We start from the raw sequence: 17,298 nt of genomic DNA on the forward strand, positions 1-17,298 counted from the left end.
AGTGAGAAGAGAAGACATGGCCGACGGGCTACGGACGCGCCATGGTGAGTGCGCGCCGTCATGGCGCACCACTGACACCGCACCGTGAGGAGCACCCGCATGAGGATCAGATTCGGACGTCGCACCGCGACTCTCGCGGCGGCCGCAGCCGTGAGCGCCTGCGCGCTCATCACGTCAGCGGGGAGCGCCTCCGCCGACGACATCGTCCCGATCAACGTCGGCCACTGGGTCGGTCTCTACAACAACCCCAACACCACGGGCGGCAAGATCGGGTGGTCGGATGTCCCTCCGGGCGGCTCGGTCTACGCCCAGTGCTGGACCGTCGGCCAGAGCATCGGCAACTACGGCAACACCTGGTACCGGGTGAACGAGGTCAACTACAACGACGGCAGCGGGTGGTACTGGACCGGCAACGCCTACGTCTTCGCCGGATACGCCGACGGCAATGCCCGCTCCGTCAACCGGGACGCCAATATTCCTCGCTGCTGATCCGTCACGCCGGGCCGGCCGGCAAACAGCGTCTGCCCCAGCGGAGCGACTCCGCAGGCGTCCACGGACATCCGCGAGGTGCTGGCAGGTGTGCCCCGCCGGGAAGGACAGCGGGGCAGCCTGTGGAGGGCGTCGAGTCGGTGCCGTCGGGGGACCGAGGCCGATCGGGCCGTCGCATTCCTGCTCCACCGGTCAGCGGCATGGGGCGACTGCACCGAGCCCATGGACATGACGCGGGTGGGCAGGGGAAATGCCGCAGCGGCGGCCTTGACTCTGTTACTGATCACCATGTCGGTTCTCCTACCGGAGCAGGGGCCCGGGGCGCTTTGCATCACGGCCTGGGCGCGTCAACGCACCGTGCAGAGTGGCTAGTTGCACTGCTGGCAGAAGGCGACGGGTGCCGGGATGGTCCCTGTTCTCGCCCTTGCGTTGCACCACATCCTCGATGCCCCGGAACGGCACCTCCATGACGGCAGGTTGACGTTCGCCTGTCGTTCGGACCCGGGCGAGTACGGCTATGACGGGTCCACTCAGCCTGGACGCTGAGCGAGCGGGAGGCCCCGGTCGGACAAACCATGCCTCCGGGTTGGAAGAGGCCGTCCGGTGCTGAAGTCAGCATCGGCCTGGACTCCCCCGTCCGGCTGCTGCTCGCCGGACGCCGCCTACGCCGCGGCCCTCTCAGGATGGTCTTTCCGATCGCCCACGCGACATCGTAGTCAGGGGATTCGATCGCGTCGGCGTGCTGGTGGACCACTGCGGCGGCCCGGCCTCGGCTGCCGGAGAGGGATGGGTCCGCAGGGCGGAGAGCCAGTCAGCGGTGTCTGCGGCGGAGGGTGAGCCGAGCCGGCGGTAGAGGGCGACGGCGTCCTCCAGGTCGGCCAGGGCGGCGGCGCGGTCGCCGAGAGCGAGGGCGCAGCGGGCGGCGCCTTCCAGGGCGTGTGCCTCGTGCAACAGCCTGCGGGTGTCGCGGGCGAGTGCCAGGGCCTGCTGGTGGAGCGTCAGCGCCGAGCGTGGGTCCGCCGTCCGCTCGGTCAGGGCGGCGAGGTCGAGCAGGGCGCTGGTCTCGCCGAGACGGCTGCCGATCTCCCGGTAGAGCGCCAGCGCCTGCTGGTACAGCGCGACGGCGTCGCGATCCTCACCCAGCGCGTCGCGAGCCCGGCCCAGGCCGAGCAGCGAGTCGGCCTCTCCGTGGCGGCTGCCCGCCTCCCGGCAGGCGTCCAGGGAGCGCTGGTGCAGCTCGGCTGCGCCGCGGTGGTCGCCGACGGCGTGCCGGACGCGGCCGAGCCCGCGCAGGGTGTTGGCCACGCCTTGCACGCTGTTGAGATCCTCGTAGATCGTCAGCGCCTCCTGGTAGAACTCCCCGGCGCTGTTCCGGTCGCCCGTCTCGTCCAGGATGTAGGCCAGGTCGTGCAGGGCGGCGGCCTCACCGCGGCGGTCTCCCATGGTCCGGTAGAGGGTGAGCACCTGCGAGGTCAGCTCGATCGCGGCGGGGGAGTCGCCGGAGGAGTGCCGGGCCCGGCCCAGGTCGCACAGCGCGCGGGCCTCGCCGAGCCGGTCACCGAGGGCCCGGAAGGCTGCCAGGGCCCGTTCGTGCAGCCAGGCGGCCTCCCGGATCTCCCCGGTCAGCAGCCGGATGCGGCCGAGTTCGTGGAGGTCGTTGGCCTCGCCGTGCCGGTCGCCCAGCTCCTGGTGGATCGCGAGAGCCCTCTCGTACAGCTCCGCGGCGGCCCGGTAGTCGCCCGTCGCGTGCCGGGCTCGGCCCAGGTCGCACAGGGCGTCCGCCTCGCCGCGGCGGTCGCCGGCGGTTGCCGCCGCGGTCACTGCGGACTGGTGCAACGCGGCGGCTTGGCTCCAGCGCCCCTCCAGCAGAAGGAAGGCAGCCAGGTCAGCCGAGACCGACACGGTGAACGAGGGGAGGGCCGCGAGGGCGGGGTGACCGAGGAGTGCGAGCAGGTTCCGGTGCTCGCTGCGCATCCAGGCCAGGGCCTCGGCCCGGTCCGTCAGCGCGGGGAGGGCAGCCGGTGCCGCCGACTCGAGGCGCCGGCCGGGGCGGGTACGGCGTGCCAGGTGTTCGTTGGCCCGCGCGGCGGCGTGCTGGTAGTACCCGGCCAGCCTGGCCAGCGGGGCGTCGCGGTCCGTCTCCCCGGTCTGGTCCTCGGCCATCGACCGGGCGTAGAGCCCGACGAGGTCGTGGAAGAGGTAGCGCCCTGGGGTGCGCTGGACCAGCAGGTTGTGGTGGAGCAGGGATTCCAGCAGCCGTTCCGCTGTGCGGTGGTCGGTGCCGGCCAGGGCGGCGACGGCACAGGTGTCGACGTCGTAGCCGGGGAAGCGGCCCAGCAGCCGCAACAGGTCCTGTTCCTCGGGGGCGAGGGAGGCGAAGGAGGTTGCGAAGACGGCGGTCAGGCTGCGGTCCTCGTCCGTCAGATGGGCCAGGCGCTGGTGCTCGTCGCGGAGCCTGTCCACCAGGTCCTGAAGGCCCAGGCCGCGGTGGTGGCGCAGCCGCGCAGCGGCGATGCGGATCGCCAGCGGCAGGTGGCCGCAGAGCCGGACGAGCTCGGCGGCCGCCGGATGGCCGGCGGGGACGCGACCGTGGCCCGCGCCCTCTCGCAGCAGCGCCACCGCGTCAGTGTCCGGGAGAAGGTCGACGGCCAGGCTGTGTGCGTCGTCGAGGCCGGTCAGCCGCTTGCGGCTGGTGATCAGGACCAGGCAGCCGGGAGTGCCTGGCAGGAGCGGGCGCACCTGCGCGCTGCTGGCAGCGTTGTCGAGGACGATCAGGGTGCGTGTGTCGGCGAGCCGTTCCCGGTACAGGGCGGCGCGGGTGCTCAGTTCCTCGGGTATCTGCTGCGGCGCCACGCCCAGCGAACGCAGCAGCCAGTCCAGGGCGTCGGCGGGGGTGACCGGGGCGGTCCCGGCCGTGTGGCCGTGGAGGTCCACGAAGAGCTGCCCGTCAGGGAACTGCGCACGCACCCGGTGCCCGGCGCGAATGGCCAGCGCGGACTTGCCCACACCGCCCATGCCGTCGATCGCCGAGATCACCACCATGCCAGAGGCGCTGCCCGCGGGCGCCGACCTGGCCAGCGCCAGCAGTTGATCGAGCTCCCGGGCCCGGCCAGTGAACAGCCGGGTGTCGTAGGGGAGCTGGCAGGGCGCCCCCGGGCGCGGCCGCCCCGTTTCGGAGGCGACGGCCGCGCGGGCCGGGGCGGAGACGGTGCGCGCCGCCGCGAGCAACTCTTCCCGGCGGCGCGGATCGAGTGCGAGGGCCTCGGCGAGCCGGCTCACCGAGGAGAGCCGCGGCTGGCGCCGCCCCGCCTCCAACACACTGATCGAGTGGGCCGACACCCCTGACCGGTCGGCTAATTCGTCCTGCGTCCAGCCGGCCGAGAGCCGACAGTCACGCAGAAGCTCCCCAAAGGCACTACCGCCCACTTCCCCCCCAAGAAACGGTCAGCCGCCGAAACGACACAGGCCGGTCGGGCCATTCTCGGTCAGCGAGCTGGACGCGTTCAACTGCCGTTTTGGCCTTTGGGGAGGGCAGGTCGACCCGCGCATCCACGTCCGGCGCCATGAAAGCGCGCCATGAAAGCACCGGCAGCGCTCACCGTCCGGCAGTCACGGGACTGACGGGACCAAAAGACCAGCATCCGATTCCGCCGGAGCCGGGATGCTCCTTCGGCCGTGTGATGGCCGGTACGTGTACACGAGGCCCTCGATGACCTGGCGCGCCGGGCCGCGCCGGGCGGCCTGAGGGCGTCGGCGTGGTCGCGTCGGCTCAGGCAGGTGTGGCGGAGCGGACGAACCGGTCCACGAGGGCGGTGAGCCGCTCCTCCTGCAGCCCGGGCCGCAACCGCTCGCCCCGGGTGAGACTCGCCAGGCCGTGGCAGGCGCTCCAGACGACCTCGGTGTGGAGCTCGGCGTCCTGGTCCGCGACGAGGGGGCGCACCACCGACATGAGCTCCGTGAAGGCGTCGATCATCTCCTGCGGGGTCTGCTCCGTGGCGAACTCCAGGCCCGCCGAGAGCGTGAACATCGCCTGGTAGAGCATGGGATTGGCGGCGGCGAAGCCCAGGTAGGCGCGGGCGGCCAGCCGCAGGGCCACCACCGGGTCCTCGCCCCCTTCGAGCCGCGCCCGGCGCAGTGCGTCAGCCAGCTCTGCGAAGCCTTCGAGAGCCACCGCGTGGACGATGGCGTCCTTGTTCTTGAAGTGCTGGTAGAGGACGGGCTGGCTGTACTCGATCTGATCGGCGAGCCGTCGGGTGGTCACCGCGTCCCACCCCTCGGCCTCGGCGAGTTCCCGTGCCGTGGAGAGGATCAGCTGCCGGCGTTCGGCCAGTTCACGCAAGCGACGCTCTCGAGGAGTCATGAATCGACGCTAGCACGTCTTTCGTTGATTGACTTTCTAGCAATGACTGACTCAAGGGAGGCTCGACCGCCCGCTGCTTCGATGAACGAAATTGCCGATGCTCCCGAAAGGGACGCTCATGCCGGTCACCCATGCCGCTGTCAATGACCGAATATCTAGCATCGATTGCAAAACGAGTGCTGATAACCTCCTTGTGTGCACGGGGCCTTGGCGGCCGAACCGATCTCTTTGGGGTGACTAGGACATGGGAACCGTCGGACTGGCACGCACCCAGTTCGCCTTAACGGTGGGGGTCCACTACCTGCTGGTCGCACTGACCCTCGGGCTCGTGGTCATGGTGGCGATCTGCCACACCCGCTGGGTCCGCACGGGCGACCCGGCGCTCCGGCAGGCGACGAAGTACTGGGGCACGCTCTACGTCATCAACTACGCGGTCGGCATCGGCGCGGGCATCGCCATGGAGTACCAGCTCAGCGCCAACTGGTCGGGCCTGGAGAACATGGGCGCCGGAGTGTTCGGCGCGCCGCTCGCCGTGGAGACCGTGGTCGCGTTCTTCGTGGAGTCGACCTTTCTCGCGCTGTGGATCTTCGGCTGGCAGCGACTGCCCGCGAAGGTGCATCTGGCCTGCATCTGGATCGTCGCCGCGGCCGCGTACCTCTCCGTCGTCTGGGCCCTGCTGGCCAACGGCTTCATGAACAACCCCGTGGCGTACGAGATGCGCAACGGCACCCTCCAGCTGACCGACCCGCTCGCGCTGTTCACCAACCCCAACGCGTGGATCGCCATCCTGCACATCACCGGCGGGGCCGCCGCGGTCGGCGGATTCTTCATGCTCGGTGTCTCGGTGCTGCTGCGCGGGCGCGGCCGGGCCGACGACGCGTTCGTACGGCACTCGATGCGCATGGGCGCTCACGCGGGCTTCTGGGGCGCCTGGCTGGTCGGCCTCAGCGGTGCGGTGCAGATCGACCGGATCGGCGCGCAGCAGCCGATCAAGCAGGCGCTGCTGGACGGCGACAGTGACCGGATCGCCGGGTTCCAGCGGGCGCTGGCGGAGCGTTTCGGGGACGCCGGGCTGCCGCCGGGGCCACTGGTGCAGTACAGCGCGTACGCGATGATGGCCGTCGGGTTCGTGCTGCTGATCGTCTCCACGTGGACGCTGATCGCACTGCGCGGCGACCGGATGCTCACGTCGAAGCCGCTGCACCGAGTGCTGCGGATCGCCATGGTGCTGCCCTTCGTGGCGAACATCGCCGGCTGGCTGCTACGCGAGATCGGCCGGCAGCCGTTCGTCATCGACGACATCCTCACCACCCGGCAGGCCCTCACTCCCTCGCTCACCGCCACCCAGCTGACCGTCTCCCTGGTGGTGTTGGGCGGGATCGTCACGACCCTGCTGGTCCTCGACTGGTGGCTGCTCGGCAAAGCGGCGATGCGCGGCCCCGCGCAGGCCGATCTGTGGGCACAGGAGTCCGGCTCCGGCGAACGCCCCGATCCCGGCGGCACACTCGACGACGAGCGCGACAGCGTCCTGCTCTAGGGCCTGTCCGGCGGATCGGGTCGCACCATGGCGGCCCGCGTCTTGCGACCGCGCTGGAGCTGTACCGCCTGCTGCCGCGTCCGCCCGCCCTGGAGCCCCTGGAGGAGGAGCCCCGGCGCGCCCCCGGCCCGGCCGGCGCTCGCCGACTCGTCCCGGCTCGTCCCGTCCCGCATCTCACGCTGCAAAAGGAGCACACCGGCCATGAGTTACCCGACCTTGTGGACCATCGGGTTCATCGCCTTGTTCGCCGGCTATCTGACGCTCGCCGGAACCAACTACGGAGTGGGCTCGACCCTGTTGTTCACGGCTCGTGGCGACCGGGAGCGCCGTCAGGTGCTCGGCGGCCTCGGCCCGTTCCTGCTCGTCAACGAGTCCTGGCTGCTGGTCTCCCTCGGCATCCTGGTGGGCACCGTGCCGGGCCTGGAGAGCCAACTCCTGGTCGGTGCCGCGCCGTTCGCCCTGCTGGCCATGACCGGCTCACTGGTCCTCATCAGCGCCGTGATGCTCCGCAGCCGGCACCCCGAGACCGGCGTGCGCAGGCGGTGGGACGGCGTGATCTGCGCGGCCGGCGTGGCGGCGGCGTTCGGCTGGGGAGCGTTCCTGGTCGCCGTCGCGGGGTCGCTCGACCTCGACGGCAGCGGCCATGTCCTGGGCAGCGGCGCCGCGTTCACCCCGTACGCCCTGCTCGGCGGGGTGAGTGCCGTCGCGCTGCTCGGTGCGCACGGCTGCGCCTTCACCGCCGCCCGCACCACCGGGGCGGTCGCCGCCCGCGCCACCGTGCTCGCCCGGCGGCTGTGCGGCGTCGGCTGCCTGCTCGTCGTCCTGACCGGCCTCGCCTCCTGGGCCGGCGGGCACACCGGCGGGGCGGCGCTGCACCGGCCGGCCCTCGCGCTGCTGCTGCTCGCCCTCGCCGTGCTCGCCCTGCCGACGGCCGTCCGCGCGCTGTCCGCCGGACAGCCCTGGCGGGCGTACGCGGCCACGGCCGTCGCGGTGGGGCTCGCGCCGGTCGCCGTGTTCGCGGCCAAGTACCCGTATCTGGCGACCCCCGCGCGGTCCGGAGTGCGCGCCGTCGCGGTCCAGGACCTCGCCGCGGACAGCACCGCACTGGCACTGATCACATGGACCGCGGGCCCGGTCCTGGTGCTGGTGATCGCCGTACAACTGCGGATGTGGTGGCTGCTGCGCGCTCCCGCGGCCCGGTCCACGGCACCTGCCTTCCACTGACGCCCCGGGGGACGCATGAAGCACGGACCGCTCGACCCCGAACTGGTGCGGATCCATCCACGCGTGAAGGTGTTCCTGCTGGTGTGTACGGTCGGTGCGGCGCTCGGCGGCGCGCTGGTCGTCGCCCAGGCGCTGCTGCTCGCCCAGGTACTCGCCGCCCTCTTCCACGGCAGCTCCCGCGAGGCCTTCGCCACGGTGTCGATGCCCCTGATCGCCGGGGTCGTCGCGGCCCGGTGCGGGCTGGTCTGGTGGGAGCGCTGGTATCCGGCGCGGGAGGCGACGCGGGTGCAGCAGGCGTTGCGCGGAGAGCTGGTCGAGGCCGCGGGCCGGGGCCGGATCCGGGGCGCGGGGCCGCCGCCCGCCGCCGTGGTGGCCGTGCTGACGCGCGGCGCGGACGCGCTGGAGGGCTACGTCTCGGGCGCCGTGGCCGTGCTGCCGCACGCCGTCGTGGTGCCGCCCGCCGTCGTGTGCGCGCTGCTGTTCCTCGATGTGCCCTCCGGGCTCACCGTGCTGGTCACCCTCCCCTTCGTCCCGCTGGTGCTCGCCGTCGTCGGCCTGCACACCAAGGCGCGTACCGAACGGCACTGGAAGGTACTGCTGCGCCTGGGCGAGCGCTTCCGTCAGGCGGTCAGCGGACTCACCACCCTGCGGGTGTTCGGGCGGCAGGACGACGCGGCCCGGCGGATCCGCGCGGCCTGTACCGAGCACCGGGTGGTCACGATGGCCACCCTGCGGCAGGCGTTCCTGTCGTCCTTCGTCCTGGAGACCATGACCACCCTGGCCGTCGCCCTGATCGCGGTGCCGGTCGGCTTCCGGCTGCTCGCCGGGGACATGTCGCTCACCGCGGGCCTCGCCGTGCTGCTGCTCACACCGGAGGCGTACCGCCCGCTGCGCTCCCTGGCGCTGCGCTTCCATGCGAGCCAGGAGGGCCGGGCCGTACTCGACCAGGCCCGCCGGATCAGGGCGGCCGCCCCCGCCCCGATGCGGCCCGCCGCGTCGGGGCCGCACCCGGTGACCGTGCCCAGCCCGGCCCGGACCCCTGTCGTCCTGGACCGGCTGACGGTCGGCTTCCCGGGCGGCCCTCCCGCGCTGACCGAGGTGTCGCTGACGCTCGAACCCGGCCGCTGCCATGCGCTGACCGGGCCCAGCGGCGCGGGCAAGAGCACGCTGCTGCGCACCCTCGCCGGCCAGCTCCCACCGCTCGGCGGCGAGATCCGCATCGGGTCCCGGACGCTGCCGTACGTCCCCGGCGCCGCTTGGACCGACGCGCTCGGGGTGGTGCCGCAGCGGCCGCACCTGTTCGCCATGTCCCTCGCGGACAACGTCCGCCTCGGCCGCCCCGACGCCGGCCCCGAGGAGGTGTGGCAGGCGCTGGCCGCGGCGGGGGCCGCCGACTTCGTGGCGGCACTGCCCGACGGCCCGGCGACCCCGCTCGGCGACGGCGGCGCCGTGCTCAGCGCCGGTGAACGGCAACGGATCGCGCTGGCCCGCGCCCTGCTGCGCAAGCCGGCGCTGCTGCTGCTCGACGAGCCGACCGCGCGTCTCGACGGGGAGACGGAGCAGCGGGTGCTCGACGCCCTGCGCGCCCTGACCGGGGACGAGCGCACCACCGTGCTGGTGGTCACCCATCGCCCCCGGGTCATGGAACACGCGGACACGGTGTTCCACGCCGCTCACGGCTCGGTCGACGTCCAGCCGCGCCTGCTGGAAGGACAGCCGACATGGTGAGGCGTTCAGCCCCCGCACTGCTACGGACCCGCCTGGTCCTCGCGGCCCTCGCGACGGCACTGTGCGAGGTGTCGGCGGTGGCCCTGACCGCCACCGCTGCCTGGCTCATCTGCCGGGCCTTCGAGCAACCCCCGCTCGCCGCCCTGTCGTTGGCGGTGGTCGCGGTCCGCGCCCTGGCGATCGTGCGCGGCACGCTGCGCTACGGCGAGCGGCTGGCCGGGCATGACGCGGCGCTGCGGATCATGGAGCGGGTGCGCGGCCGGTTCTTCGGCGCGCTGGAGCCGCTGGCCCCGTCCGGGCAGCCCGCGTTCCGCCGTGGCGACCTGCTCACCCGGCTGCTCGCGGACGTGGAGGCGGTGCAGGACCTGGTGATCCGGGTGATACTGCCCGGACTCGCGGCGCTCACGGTCGGCGTCGGTGTCACCGCCTGGGTCTGGCTGCAACTGCCCGCGGCCGGTGCCGCGTTGGGCGGCGGCCTGCTGGTGGGCTCGGTGCTGCTGCCGGTGGCGTCGGCTGTCGCCCTGGACCAGGCGCGGGTACGCCTGGTGCGGGCCCGCGGCACGCTGGCGGTGCGCAGCGTGGACATCATCGAGGGGGCCGAGGACCTCGCGGTCTGCGGGGCGTCGGCCGCCGCCACCGAGCGCGAGCGTGCCGCCGCGCGGACCGTCGCCCGGCTGGAACGCTCCGTGGCGCTGCGCGGGGCCACCGCCGGCGCCGCGGGGCTCCTGGTCCGGCTGGTGACGACCGGCGCGGTGGCGGTGCTCGCCGCGAGGGCCCAGGACGCCGGGCGGCTCGGCCCGGTCACCGTCGCCGTCCTCACCCTGACCGCGCTCGCCGCCGTGGAGACGAGCGCTCCCGTGCAGGCTGCGGCGGAGCGGTTCGGTGAGCTGGGCCATGGGCTGCGGCGGTTGCGGGAAGTACTGCGCGCCCGCCCGCCCGTGCCCGAACCCGCGCACCCGCTCCCGGTGCCCGCGGGTCCTCTCACCCTGGAGTTCGACGATGTCACCGTGGTGCCCCCGGGAGCGTCCCGGGCGGCGCTGAGCGGATTCGGCCTGTCACTGCCCCCGGGGCGCAAGGTCGCCCTGGTCGGGCCGAGCGGCGCGGGCAAGAGCACCGTGCTCGCCGCCGCGCTGGGGTTCGTCCGCCCCAGCGCGGGACAGGTGACGCTGAACGGTGTGCCGGTCGAGCGGACAGCGGGCCGGCAGCTGCGGCCCCGTCTCGTGTGCGGGCTCACACAGGAGCACTACGTCTTCGCCGGCACGGTCCGCTCCGTGCTCAGGATCGGCCGACCGGACGCCGGGGACGCGGAGCTGTGGTCCGCCCTCGAGCAGGCGGGTGCCGCCGCGTGGGTCCGTGGCCTGCCGGGTGGCCTGGACACCGAAGTACGGGACGACGCGGCGGAGTTGGCGGGTGGCCAGCGTCAGCGGCTGGCGCTCGCGGCGGCCCTGCTCGCCGATCCCCGCGTCCTCGTTCTGGACGAACCCACCGAGTCCGTCGATCCCCGGGCGGCCGACGCCCTGCTCCGTGACGCCCTGGCCGCGGCGGGCGACCGGTCCCTCCTCCTGGTCAGCCACCGCCTGTGCGGCCTCGAGTCCGCAGACGAGATCGTGGTGCTGCGCGCGGGGCACGTCGTCCAGCGCGGCAGCCACGCCGAACTCCTCGCTCAGGAGGGCTACTACCGCGACCAGTACACCGCGGAACGCGAGGCCGAGCAGCGCTCGGTGCCCGGGCTCACCGTGCGGTGAGCCCGCGGCGCCTCTCAGCCCGTGTCGGTGAGGCGCGGGGGATTCTACGCATCTCCTGCCGGACCGCCGCTCTAGCCCGCTTCTAGGCCGAGCTGGTCAACTTGGGGCAATGCATGGGAGGAACGAGGACCGGTTCCCTTCGCGGTAAGAGCAAAAACCGGCAGAAGCCTCACGCTGATCCAGGAGACGAATTCGACCTACCGTCGCATCGGTACTGATAGTCCAGTTCCAATTAATTCACACAGGCGAGAGTCGGGCGATGTGTCGGATATTTGGTCACTTTAATGGCGTGGTGACTCCACGTGAACTGCAGACGGTCGGCGCACTTCAGCGGCACGGTGGCCCCGATGGCCAAGGCAGCGTGCACGACGCGATGTGGTCCATCGGGAACAACCGGTTGGCCATTGTGGATCTGGACGGCGGCCAGCAGCCGTACGAGCTTCTGGACGGTCGAATAAAAATCGTCTTCAACGGAGAGATTTACAACCACGAGGAGCTTCGACAGCGGCTGCGCGCGCGGGGTTACACCTTTCCCGACCGCTGCGACGGCTCGATCCTCCCGGCGCTGTACGACGTGTACGGCGACGGCTTCACCGAGCACCTGGACGGCATGTACGCGATCGCCGTTCTCGACCAGCGGGCCGAGCCACGGCTCGTGCTCGCCACCGATCACGTCGGCATGAAGCCGTTGTACTACCGGTGGGATCCGGCATCGGGAGCGCTTCATTTCTCCTCGGAGATCCCCGCCCTGCTCGCGTTCGACGCGGTGTCGGGCACCGCCTGGACGCCGGGTCTGGAGGCATACCTCGCGACCAAGACGCCCTTCGGCGAGCAGACGATGTTCGCCGACATCAAGGTGCTGCCGCCGGCGACCACCGCGGTCTGCGACCGGGCCTCGGGGTTGCGTATGTTGCGCCGGAACCCGCCCCGGCCCGGCCCGTTGCCCGGCGACGACACACCCGGCCGGCTGCGCGCGATGCTTCGCACAGAGGTGCGCCGGCTGCGGATGGCCGACGTCCCGCTCGCCTCGATCACCTCCGGCGGGCTCGACTCCGGCCTGGTCACGGCATTCGCCGCAGAGGACGGCCGCGATCTTCACACCTTCAATCTCTCCTACAAGGGCTCCTGGCCCGGGGACGAGCGGCGGTACGCGCGCCAGATCGCGGAGCGGACCGGGGCGGTCTACCACCAAGTGGAAATCGATCCGGCCACCTTCCCCGACCTGGTGGCGGACGTCGTGTGGCACCTGGGCCAGCCGAACGCCGACCCGATCACGCTCAGCACCTACGCCCTGTTCCGCGCCGTACGGGACGCCGGCTTCAAGGTCGCGCTGACCGGCGACGGCGCGGACGAGGTCTTCGGCGGCTACGACCGGATGCGCGCGGCGGCACAGGCCCCCGGTCCGTGGCGTGCGGCGTACGCGGATGCCCTCGCCGTCGCCCCCGCGCGGCTGAGAGGCCTGCTCTACACCAAGGACTACGCCGCCGAGATGGGCCTGGCGGCACCGCTTCCCGAGAGGGCGAGCCGTCTCCTTCGCGACGACGGCGCCGACCGGTTGGGACGGATCACCGCATTCGAGATGGAATACCGCCTGCCCGCGTATCACCTGCGCCGCGTGGATCACCTGAGCATGGCGCACTCGGTCGAGGTGCGGCTGCCGTACTGCCAACGCGACATCGTCGCCTTCGGGCGGGCGCTGCCCGACCACATGCGCATCAGCGGCGGGCGGGTCAAGCGGGCGCTGTACGCCGCCGCCTCCGGACTGCTGCCCAAGGACGTCCTCAACCGCCCGAAGCAGCCCTTCACCCTGCCTCTCACCGCGATGCTCGCCCCTGGGCAGCCGCTGTGGGACTTCGCCCAGGACATGCTCGGCGCGAGCCGGCTGCGCTCTGCGGGCCAGATCGAGCCCGGCGCCGTACGGAATCTCTTCCAAGCCCAGGCCGACCGTCCGGACGACACCGCGGCGCTGACGATATGGGCCCTGCTGGTGCACGAAGTCTGGCGGGAGCAGTTCCGGCCGGGCGCACGGGCGGGAGCCGCGATGGGAGCGATGGTCGCGTGATCGGTCACATCGCTTATGCGTCCGGGAGTCCCTGCCCCACACTCGTCCTGGACGCGCGGCAGTTTCCGAGCGAGAGGGGGCCGCTCCTCGAGGCCCTCACCGAGGTCCGCCGGCGGCTGGTTCTGGCCGGCGGGGCGCACATACTCAAGATCGCGCTGATCGAGCCTTCGTCGCATCCGCTGTTCGATCTCGACTACCGCTTCATCCAGGCGCTGCCGGACGGTGTGGCGCGGTTCGATCTGCGTGGCTCGTGCGGGCACTCCGTGCTGTGCTCCGTGATGGCGGCCGGGCGGTCGGGGATGCTTCCCCGGCAGGGCCCCGGGGACCGGGTGCGGGTGCACGTCCTCAACAACGGCGATCACCTCGTGTGCGAGACCGAGGAGGCCGACCGAGAGACCGCCAGATGCACGATGTACTTCCTGCACACGCCCCCGGTCCCGGTGACAGGTCTGCTGCTGCGGGACGAGCCGCAGACGACTCTCGACCTGCAGGACGAGAAGGTGACCGTCTCCATGGTCTCCTCCGGCAACCCGTACGTCTTCGTCGGGGCGCGGGAGGCCGGGGTGGCCGACGCCGCGGAACTGTTCGCCGGGGGGCCCGCCCTGTTCGACCGGCTGGAACGGATTCGCGGGGCGGCGGCCCGGTTGCTCGACTGGTCGCCCGACGGCGCCTTCCCCAAGATCGCCGTTGTCGTCCCCGACGGAGCCGGCCGGATAGCGGCTCGGGCCGTGACCGTGCCCGGCTGGCATCCCACGCTGGCGCTGACCGGCGCGGTCTGCCTGGGGGCGGCGAGTTGCATTCCGGAGACGATTCCCTGGCTCGCGGCCCGGGACGTGGGATGTCTCGGCGGGCAGGTGGACATCCGGACCACCGGCGGAAGCACGGCGGTCACCGCCACCACCCGGACCGGCGATGGCCGGACCGAACTCGCCTGGGTCGCCGTGGGCAACAAGACCGTCCGGTACCACGGCCCGTTCTTCCCCGAGCCGCTCGCCCGTTTCCAACCCAGGGAGTTCGGAGAATGTCTGTCGCTTCCCGCCTGATTCGCACAGAGGACGTCGTCCGCACGGTCGGGCCGACCCTCGCGCCGCCGACCCTGGACATGTTGCGCGAGTCCGATGCGCACACCGCCGTCACCGGCAAGCCCGACACGTCGGTGCTGTCGAGACTGCGGGCTTCGGGACTGCTCGCGACCGCCGTCCCGGAGGCCTACGGAGGCGCCGGGGGTGACGCCGCGGCCGTCAACCGGGTGGTGGAGCAGGTGGCGACGGTGAACCCGTCCGTGGCGATCATCCTGTTCCAGCATTTCGCGGTGTGCGCGCGCATCGACGAATGGGGCACCGACGAGCAGAAGGCGAGGTACCTGCCGGCATTGGCCTCGGGCGAGTTCCTCGCCGCTTCGGCGTGGAGCGAGACAGGGGCGGGTGCCGCCAAGAAGCGGCTGGCTTCCACCGCCGAGCGGCTCCCGGGCGATCGATGGCTGCTGAGCGGCGCGAAGGCGTTCACCACCGGCGCCGGTGTCGCGGACCTCTACCTCGTGCTCGTGCAGACGTCACAGGCACAGGACGACCCGCGCAGCAGCTACGGCTCGGCCGGCCAGACCTTCTTCCTCGTGCGGGGCGACAACCCCGGGCTGATCCCCGACCTGAGCCTGGACCTGGTGGGCATGCGCGGATCCGCGACGGGCTTCGTCCAGCTCAGCAACTGCGAAGTCACCGACGACGATCGCTTGGGACCGCTCGGACACGCGACGGCCATCATTGCCGGCGTGCGGGAGAGCGGCGCGACGCTCGGCGCGGTGTCGATCGGCATCGCCCAGGCGGTGTACGACCTCGCCGCCCAGCACCGCGGCCGCCTCGACGGGGCACGGGCCCAGACCGTCCGGCACCAGATGGTCGCGCTCAGCACGCTGCTGGAGTCGGCGCGTGCCTTCGTCGTGCGCGCGGGCCACCGATCGTCGGACGATCCGGGCCGGACCACGCTGCAGGCCAAGCTGCACGCCTCCGCCGCCGCCGAGGAGATATGCCTCGAGGTCTCCCGCATGCTCGGGTCTGCCGGGTACGTCGTCGATCACCGGCTGAACCGGTTGATCGCCGATGCCCGGGCGGTCGCTCTGATGGGTCCGACCAATGAGCTGTGCCGAGAGTTGGTGGCGGAGTCATGGGAGAGCTGAGCCGGGAACGTGCCGATCTCGTGGTGACCGGGCGCCTCGTCACGCCAACGGGCGTGCGGCCGGGCGCGGTTGTTGTGTCCGCGGGCCGCATCGGCGCCATCACCGACATCGATGAGGCCCCCCCGGGAGTGCCACGGCTCGATGCCGGTGACGCCTACGTCCTGCCCGGGCTGATCGACTCACATGTGCATTTCCGCACGCCGGGCCTGGAGCACAAGGAGGACTGGGAGCACGCCGGCCGGGCCGCCGTGGCGGGCGGCGTCACCACTGTCATCGACATGCCGAACACGAGGCCTCCGGGCTTGACGCCGGACGCGATAGCGGCGAAGGCCGCGTTGGTGGCGGGGTCATCGCTGGTCGACTACCGGTTCCATCTGGGTGCCGACCCGGATCGACCCGAACTGCTCGCCGACCTCGACCCCGCGATCGCCACCAGCGCCAAGGTCTTCATGGCCGGGCATCAGACCGCGCCGACGGTCGTACGGGACCGGGACCAGCTGGAGAGGATCTTCGCCGCCGCCGCTGCCGGCGGCGTGCGGCTGGTGCTGCACGCCGAGCGGGACACCCTGTTCACGCTGCTCGACGACGCGCGCGGGCGGCTTCGGGACTACGCCGCCTACGAACGCTCACGGCCGCGCAGCGGTGGAATCGCGGCCGTGGCCGATGTCATCGGGCTTGTGCGCCGGTACGGAACGCAGGCGCACATCCTGCACGTGTCCAGCGCGGAGGAGGTCGACCTGCTCGCGGCCGCGCACGCCGACGGGCTGCCGCTCACCTTCGAGGTGACCGCGCACCACCTGTCGTTCACCGACCGCGACACGCTGCGGACCGGAGCGCGTACCCGTCTGGCGCCGGCCATCCGCTCCGCGGCCGACCAGGACCGGCTCTGGGCGGCCTTGCGCTGCGGTGAGGTCGCCACACTGGGCAGTGACCACGCCCCGCACACCATGGCGGAGAAGCTCCTGCCGATACCGGACGCTCCGCCCGGGATTCCCGGCGTGCAGGAACTCGCCGTCGCCGTCTGGACCGGGATGCGCCGACGGTGGCTCGACGAATCCTCCGACGTGGCGATCATGCGACTCGTTGATCACCTGGCGGCCAGGCCGGCAGAGCTTTTCCGCCTGCCGGGGAAGGGCCGCCTGGAGCCGGGCGCCGACGCGGACATGGCGATCTTCGGCCCGGATGATCAGTGGATGCTTTCCGCGCACGACGTACACGCCAAGTGCGGCTGGTCGGCATATGAGGGATGGACGATGGCCGGCAAGGTGCTGACCACGATCAGGGCGGGAGAGGTGGTCTGGAACGCGGGCGACCGGAGCTTCGGCAGCCCCACCGGACGCTGGCTTCCGGCCGGGATGTCGCGGCGACCGCTCACGACGGAGGGCGCGCGGCCGTGACGCGCACCGTCGAAACCTAGGACGCGGGTCGGCGGTGCGGGACGTGCCCTTGTCCAGGGGCGGGCTCGGGTGCGCCGCCAGCCCTCCTGCAGGCTGAGCCGGCAGGCCCCGACGGGATGAAGACGTGCCGGATTCCTGGACGGTGTTCCAGGCCGGCGCGGAGGGAAAGGCTGTTGCGGGCGGAGGCGGGCATGGTGATCTCCTGTCCGTCTCCCACCGGCAGCGCGCCGTGGCTCCAGGTCGTCTCCGGCGTCTTTCCCCGAACTCACGGTCGTTCGAGCGGGTCCAGGACCGGGTGCTCCGGCGGCGCACCCCTTCGGCCGGCAGCATCCTGCGGGACCTGGCTGCGGCCGGCTCCGATCCCAGCCGCTGTGCCTGAGCAGCCAGTGCGTCCAGGGCCCGCTGCGGCTGACTGGCAGACGACGGCCGTGAGCAGGGCGGCGGCGACGCGGCGGACGCGTCCGAACCGGCCGGTCGTCGCGCGAGGTCCCGGGGCACGACGGACCTGCCGGGGTGGCATCAGGACCGTCCGGGACGTGCCTGCGTATCCCACGCAGGTCATGGTCGCGCCGACACGGCGGTC

11 protein-coding genes are annotated in these 17,298 nt (G+C 72.1%); 9 read left to right on the forward strand and 2 right to left on the reverse strand.

What is annotated here, in order from left to right; all coding sequences use genetic code 11:
- Positions 1-99 precede the first annotated feature (99 nt).
- On the forward strand, positions 100-489 hold the full coding sequence (locus tag FB563_RS41285; protein WP_055707085.1) for a hypothetical protein: 390 nt from the start codon (positions 100-102) through the stop codon (positions 487-489).
- A 678-nt stretch (positions 490-1,167) separates the two neighbouring features.
- Here the strand turns inward: FB563_RS41285 and FB563_RS41290 are convergent.
- Together FB563_RS41290 and FB563_RS41295 are read right to left on the reverse strand one after the other, a co-directional pair.
- Complete coding sequence (locus tag FB563_RS41290; protein WP_079048845.1) at positions 1,168-3,915, reverse strand: ATP-binding protein; 2,748 nt, start codon at positions 3,913-3,915, stop codon at positions 1,168-1,170.
- A gap of 343 nt (positions 3,916-4,258) precedes the next feature.
- Positions 4,259-4,849, reverse strand: a complete 591-nt coding sequence (locus tag FB563_RS41295; RefSeq protein ID WP_055707083.1) for a TetR/AcrR family transcriptional regulator — start codon at positions 4,847-4,849, stop codon at positions 4,259-4,261.
- A gap of 244 nt (positions 4,850-5,093) precedes the next feature.
- On the opposite strand from FB563_RS41295, the gene FB563_RS41300 reads away from it, so the two are divergent.
- The 8 genes from FB563_RS41300 to FB563_RS41335 all read left to right on the forward strand — a co-directional run bounded on the left by FB563_RS41300 (position 5,094) and on the right by FB563_RS41335 (position 16,715).
- Positions 5,094-6,386 carry a cytochrome ubiquinol oxidase subunit I gene (locus FB563_RS41300; protein ID WP_055707082.1) on the forward strand — a complete coding sequence of 431 codons (1,293 nt, stop codon included), beginning with the start codon at positions 5,094-5,096 and terminating at the stop codon, positions 6,384-6,386.
- A gap of 201 nt (positions 6,387-6,587) precedes the next feature.
- On the forward strand, positions 6,588-7,610 hold the full coding sequence (locus FB563_RS41305) for a cytochrome d ubiquinol oxidase subunit II (protein ID WP_055707080.1): 1,023 nt from the start codon (positions 6,588-6,590) through the stop codon (positions 7,608-7,610).
- A 15-nt stretch (positions 7,611-7,625) separates the two neighbouring features.
- A complete protein-coding gene (gene cydD, locus FB563_RS41310) occupies positions 7,626-9,338 on the forward strand; it encodes a thiol reductant ABC exporter subunit CydD (protein ID WP_055707079.1) in 1,713 nt (570 codons plus the stop codon).
- Positions 9,332-11,083, forward strand: a complete 1,752-nt coding sequence (cydC, locus tag FB563_RS41315) for a thiol reductant ABC exporter subunit CydC (protein WP_055707078.1) — start codon at positions 9,332-9,334, stop codon at positions 11,081-11,083. Before cydD ends, cydC begins: the two co-directional genes overlap by 7 nt.
- A gap of 259 nt (positions 11,084-11,342) precedes the next feature.
- On the forward strand, positions 11,343-13,145 hold the full coding sequence (gene asnB / locus FB563_RS41320; protein ID WP_055707077.1) for an asparagine synthase (glutamine-hydrolyzing): 1,803 nt from the start codon (positions 11,343-11,345) through the stop codon (positions 13,143-13,145).
- Positions 13,142-14,188, forward strand: a complete 1,047-nt coding sequence (locus tag FB563_RS41325) for a PrpF domain-containing protein (RefSeq protein ID WP_055707076.1) — start codon at positions 13,142-13,144, stop codon at positions 14,186-14,188. The genes asnB and FB563_RS41325 overlap by 4 nt, the downstream gene beginning before the upstream one ends.
- On the forward strand, positions 14,167-15,318 hold the full coding sequence (locus tag FB563_RS41330) for an acyl-CoA dehydrogenase family protein (RefSeq protein WP_234357803.1): 1,152 nt from the start codon (positions 14,167-14,169) through the stop codon (positions 15,316-15,318). Before FB563_RS41325 ends, FB563_RS41330 begins: the two co-directional genes overlap by 22 nt.
- Positions 15,306-16,715 (forward strand): dihydroorotase, encoded by a 1,410-nt coding sequence (locus FB563_RS41335; RefSeq protein ID WP_055707075.1) that lies wholly within the window; start codon positions 15,306-15,308, stop codon positions 16,713-16,715. The genes FB563_RS41330 and FB563_RS41335 overlap by 13 nt, the downstream gene beginning before the upstream one ends.
- Positions 16,716-17,298: the final 583 nt, after the last annotated feature.

The organism is Streptomyces puniciscabiei (assembly GCF_006715785.1).
Lineage (GTDB): Bacteria > Actinomycetota > Actinomycetes > Streptomycetales > Streptomycetaceae > Streptomyces > Streptomyces puniciscabiei.

Bases quoted from the DNA above. Each gene is read 5' to 3' on its own strand.
- FB563_RS41285 (WP_055707085.1), top strand. From the start codon at position 100: ATGAGGATCAGATTCGGACGTCGCACCGCGACTCTCGCGGCGGCCGCA.
- FB563_RS41295 (WP_055707083.1), bottom strand. From the start codon at position 4,849: ATGACTCCTCGAGAGCGTCGCTTGCGTGAACTGGCCGAACGCCGGCAG.
- FB563_RS41300 (WP_055707082.1), top strand. From the start codon at position 5,094: ATGGGAACCGTCGGACTGGCACGCACCCAGTTCGCCTTAACGGTGGGG.
- FB563_RS41305 (WP_055707080.1), top strand. From the start codon at position 6,588: ATGAGTTACCCGACCTTGTGGACCATCGGGTTCATCGCCTTGTTCGCC.
- cydD (WP_055707079.1), top strand. From the start codon at position 7,626: ATGAAGCACGGACCGCTCGACCCCGAACTGGTGCGGATCCATCCACGC.
- cydC (WP_055707078.1), top strand. From the start codon at position 9,332: ATGGTGAGGCGTTCAGCCCCCGCACTGCTACGGACCCGCCTGGTCCTC.
- asnB (WP_055707077.1), top strand. From the start codon at position 11,343: ATGTGTCGGATATTTGGTCACTTTAATGGCGTGGTGACTCCACGTGAA.
- FB563_RS41330 (WP_234357803.1), top strand. From the start codon at position 14,167: ATGTCTGTCGCTTCCCGCCTGATTCGCACAGAGGACGTCGTCCGCACG.
- FB563_RS41335 (WP_055707075.1), top strand. From the start codon at position 15,306: ATGGGAGAGCTGAGCCGGGAACGTGCCGATCTCGTGGTGACCGGGCGC.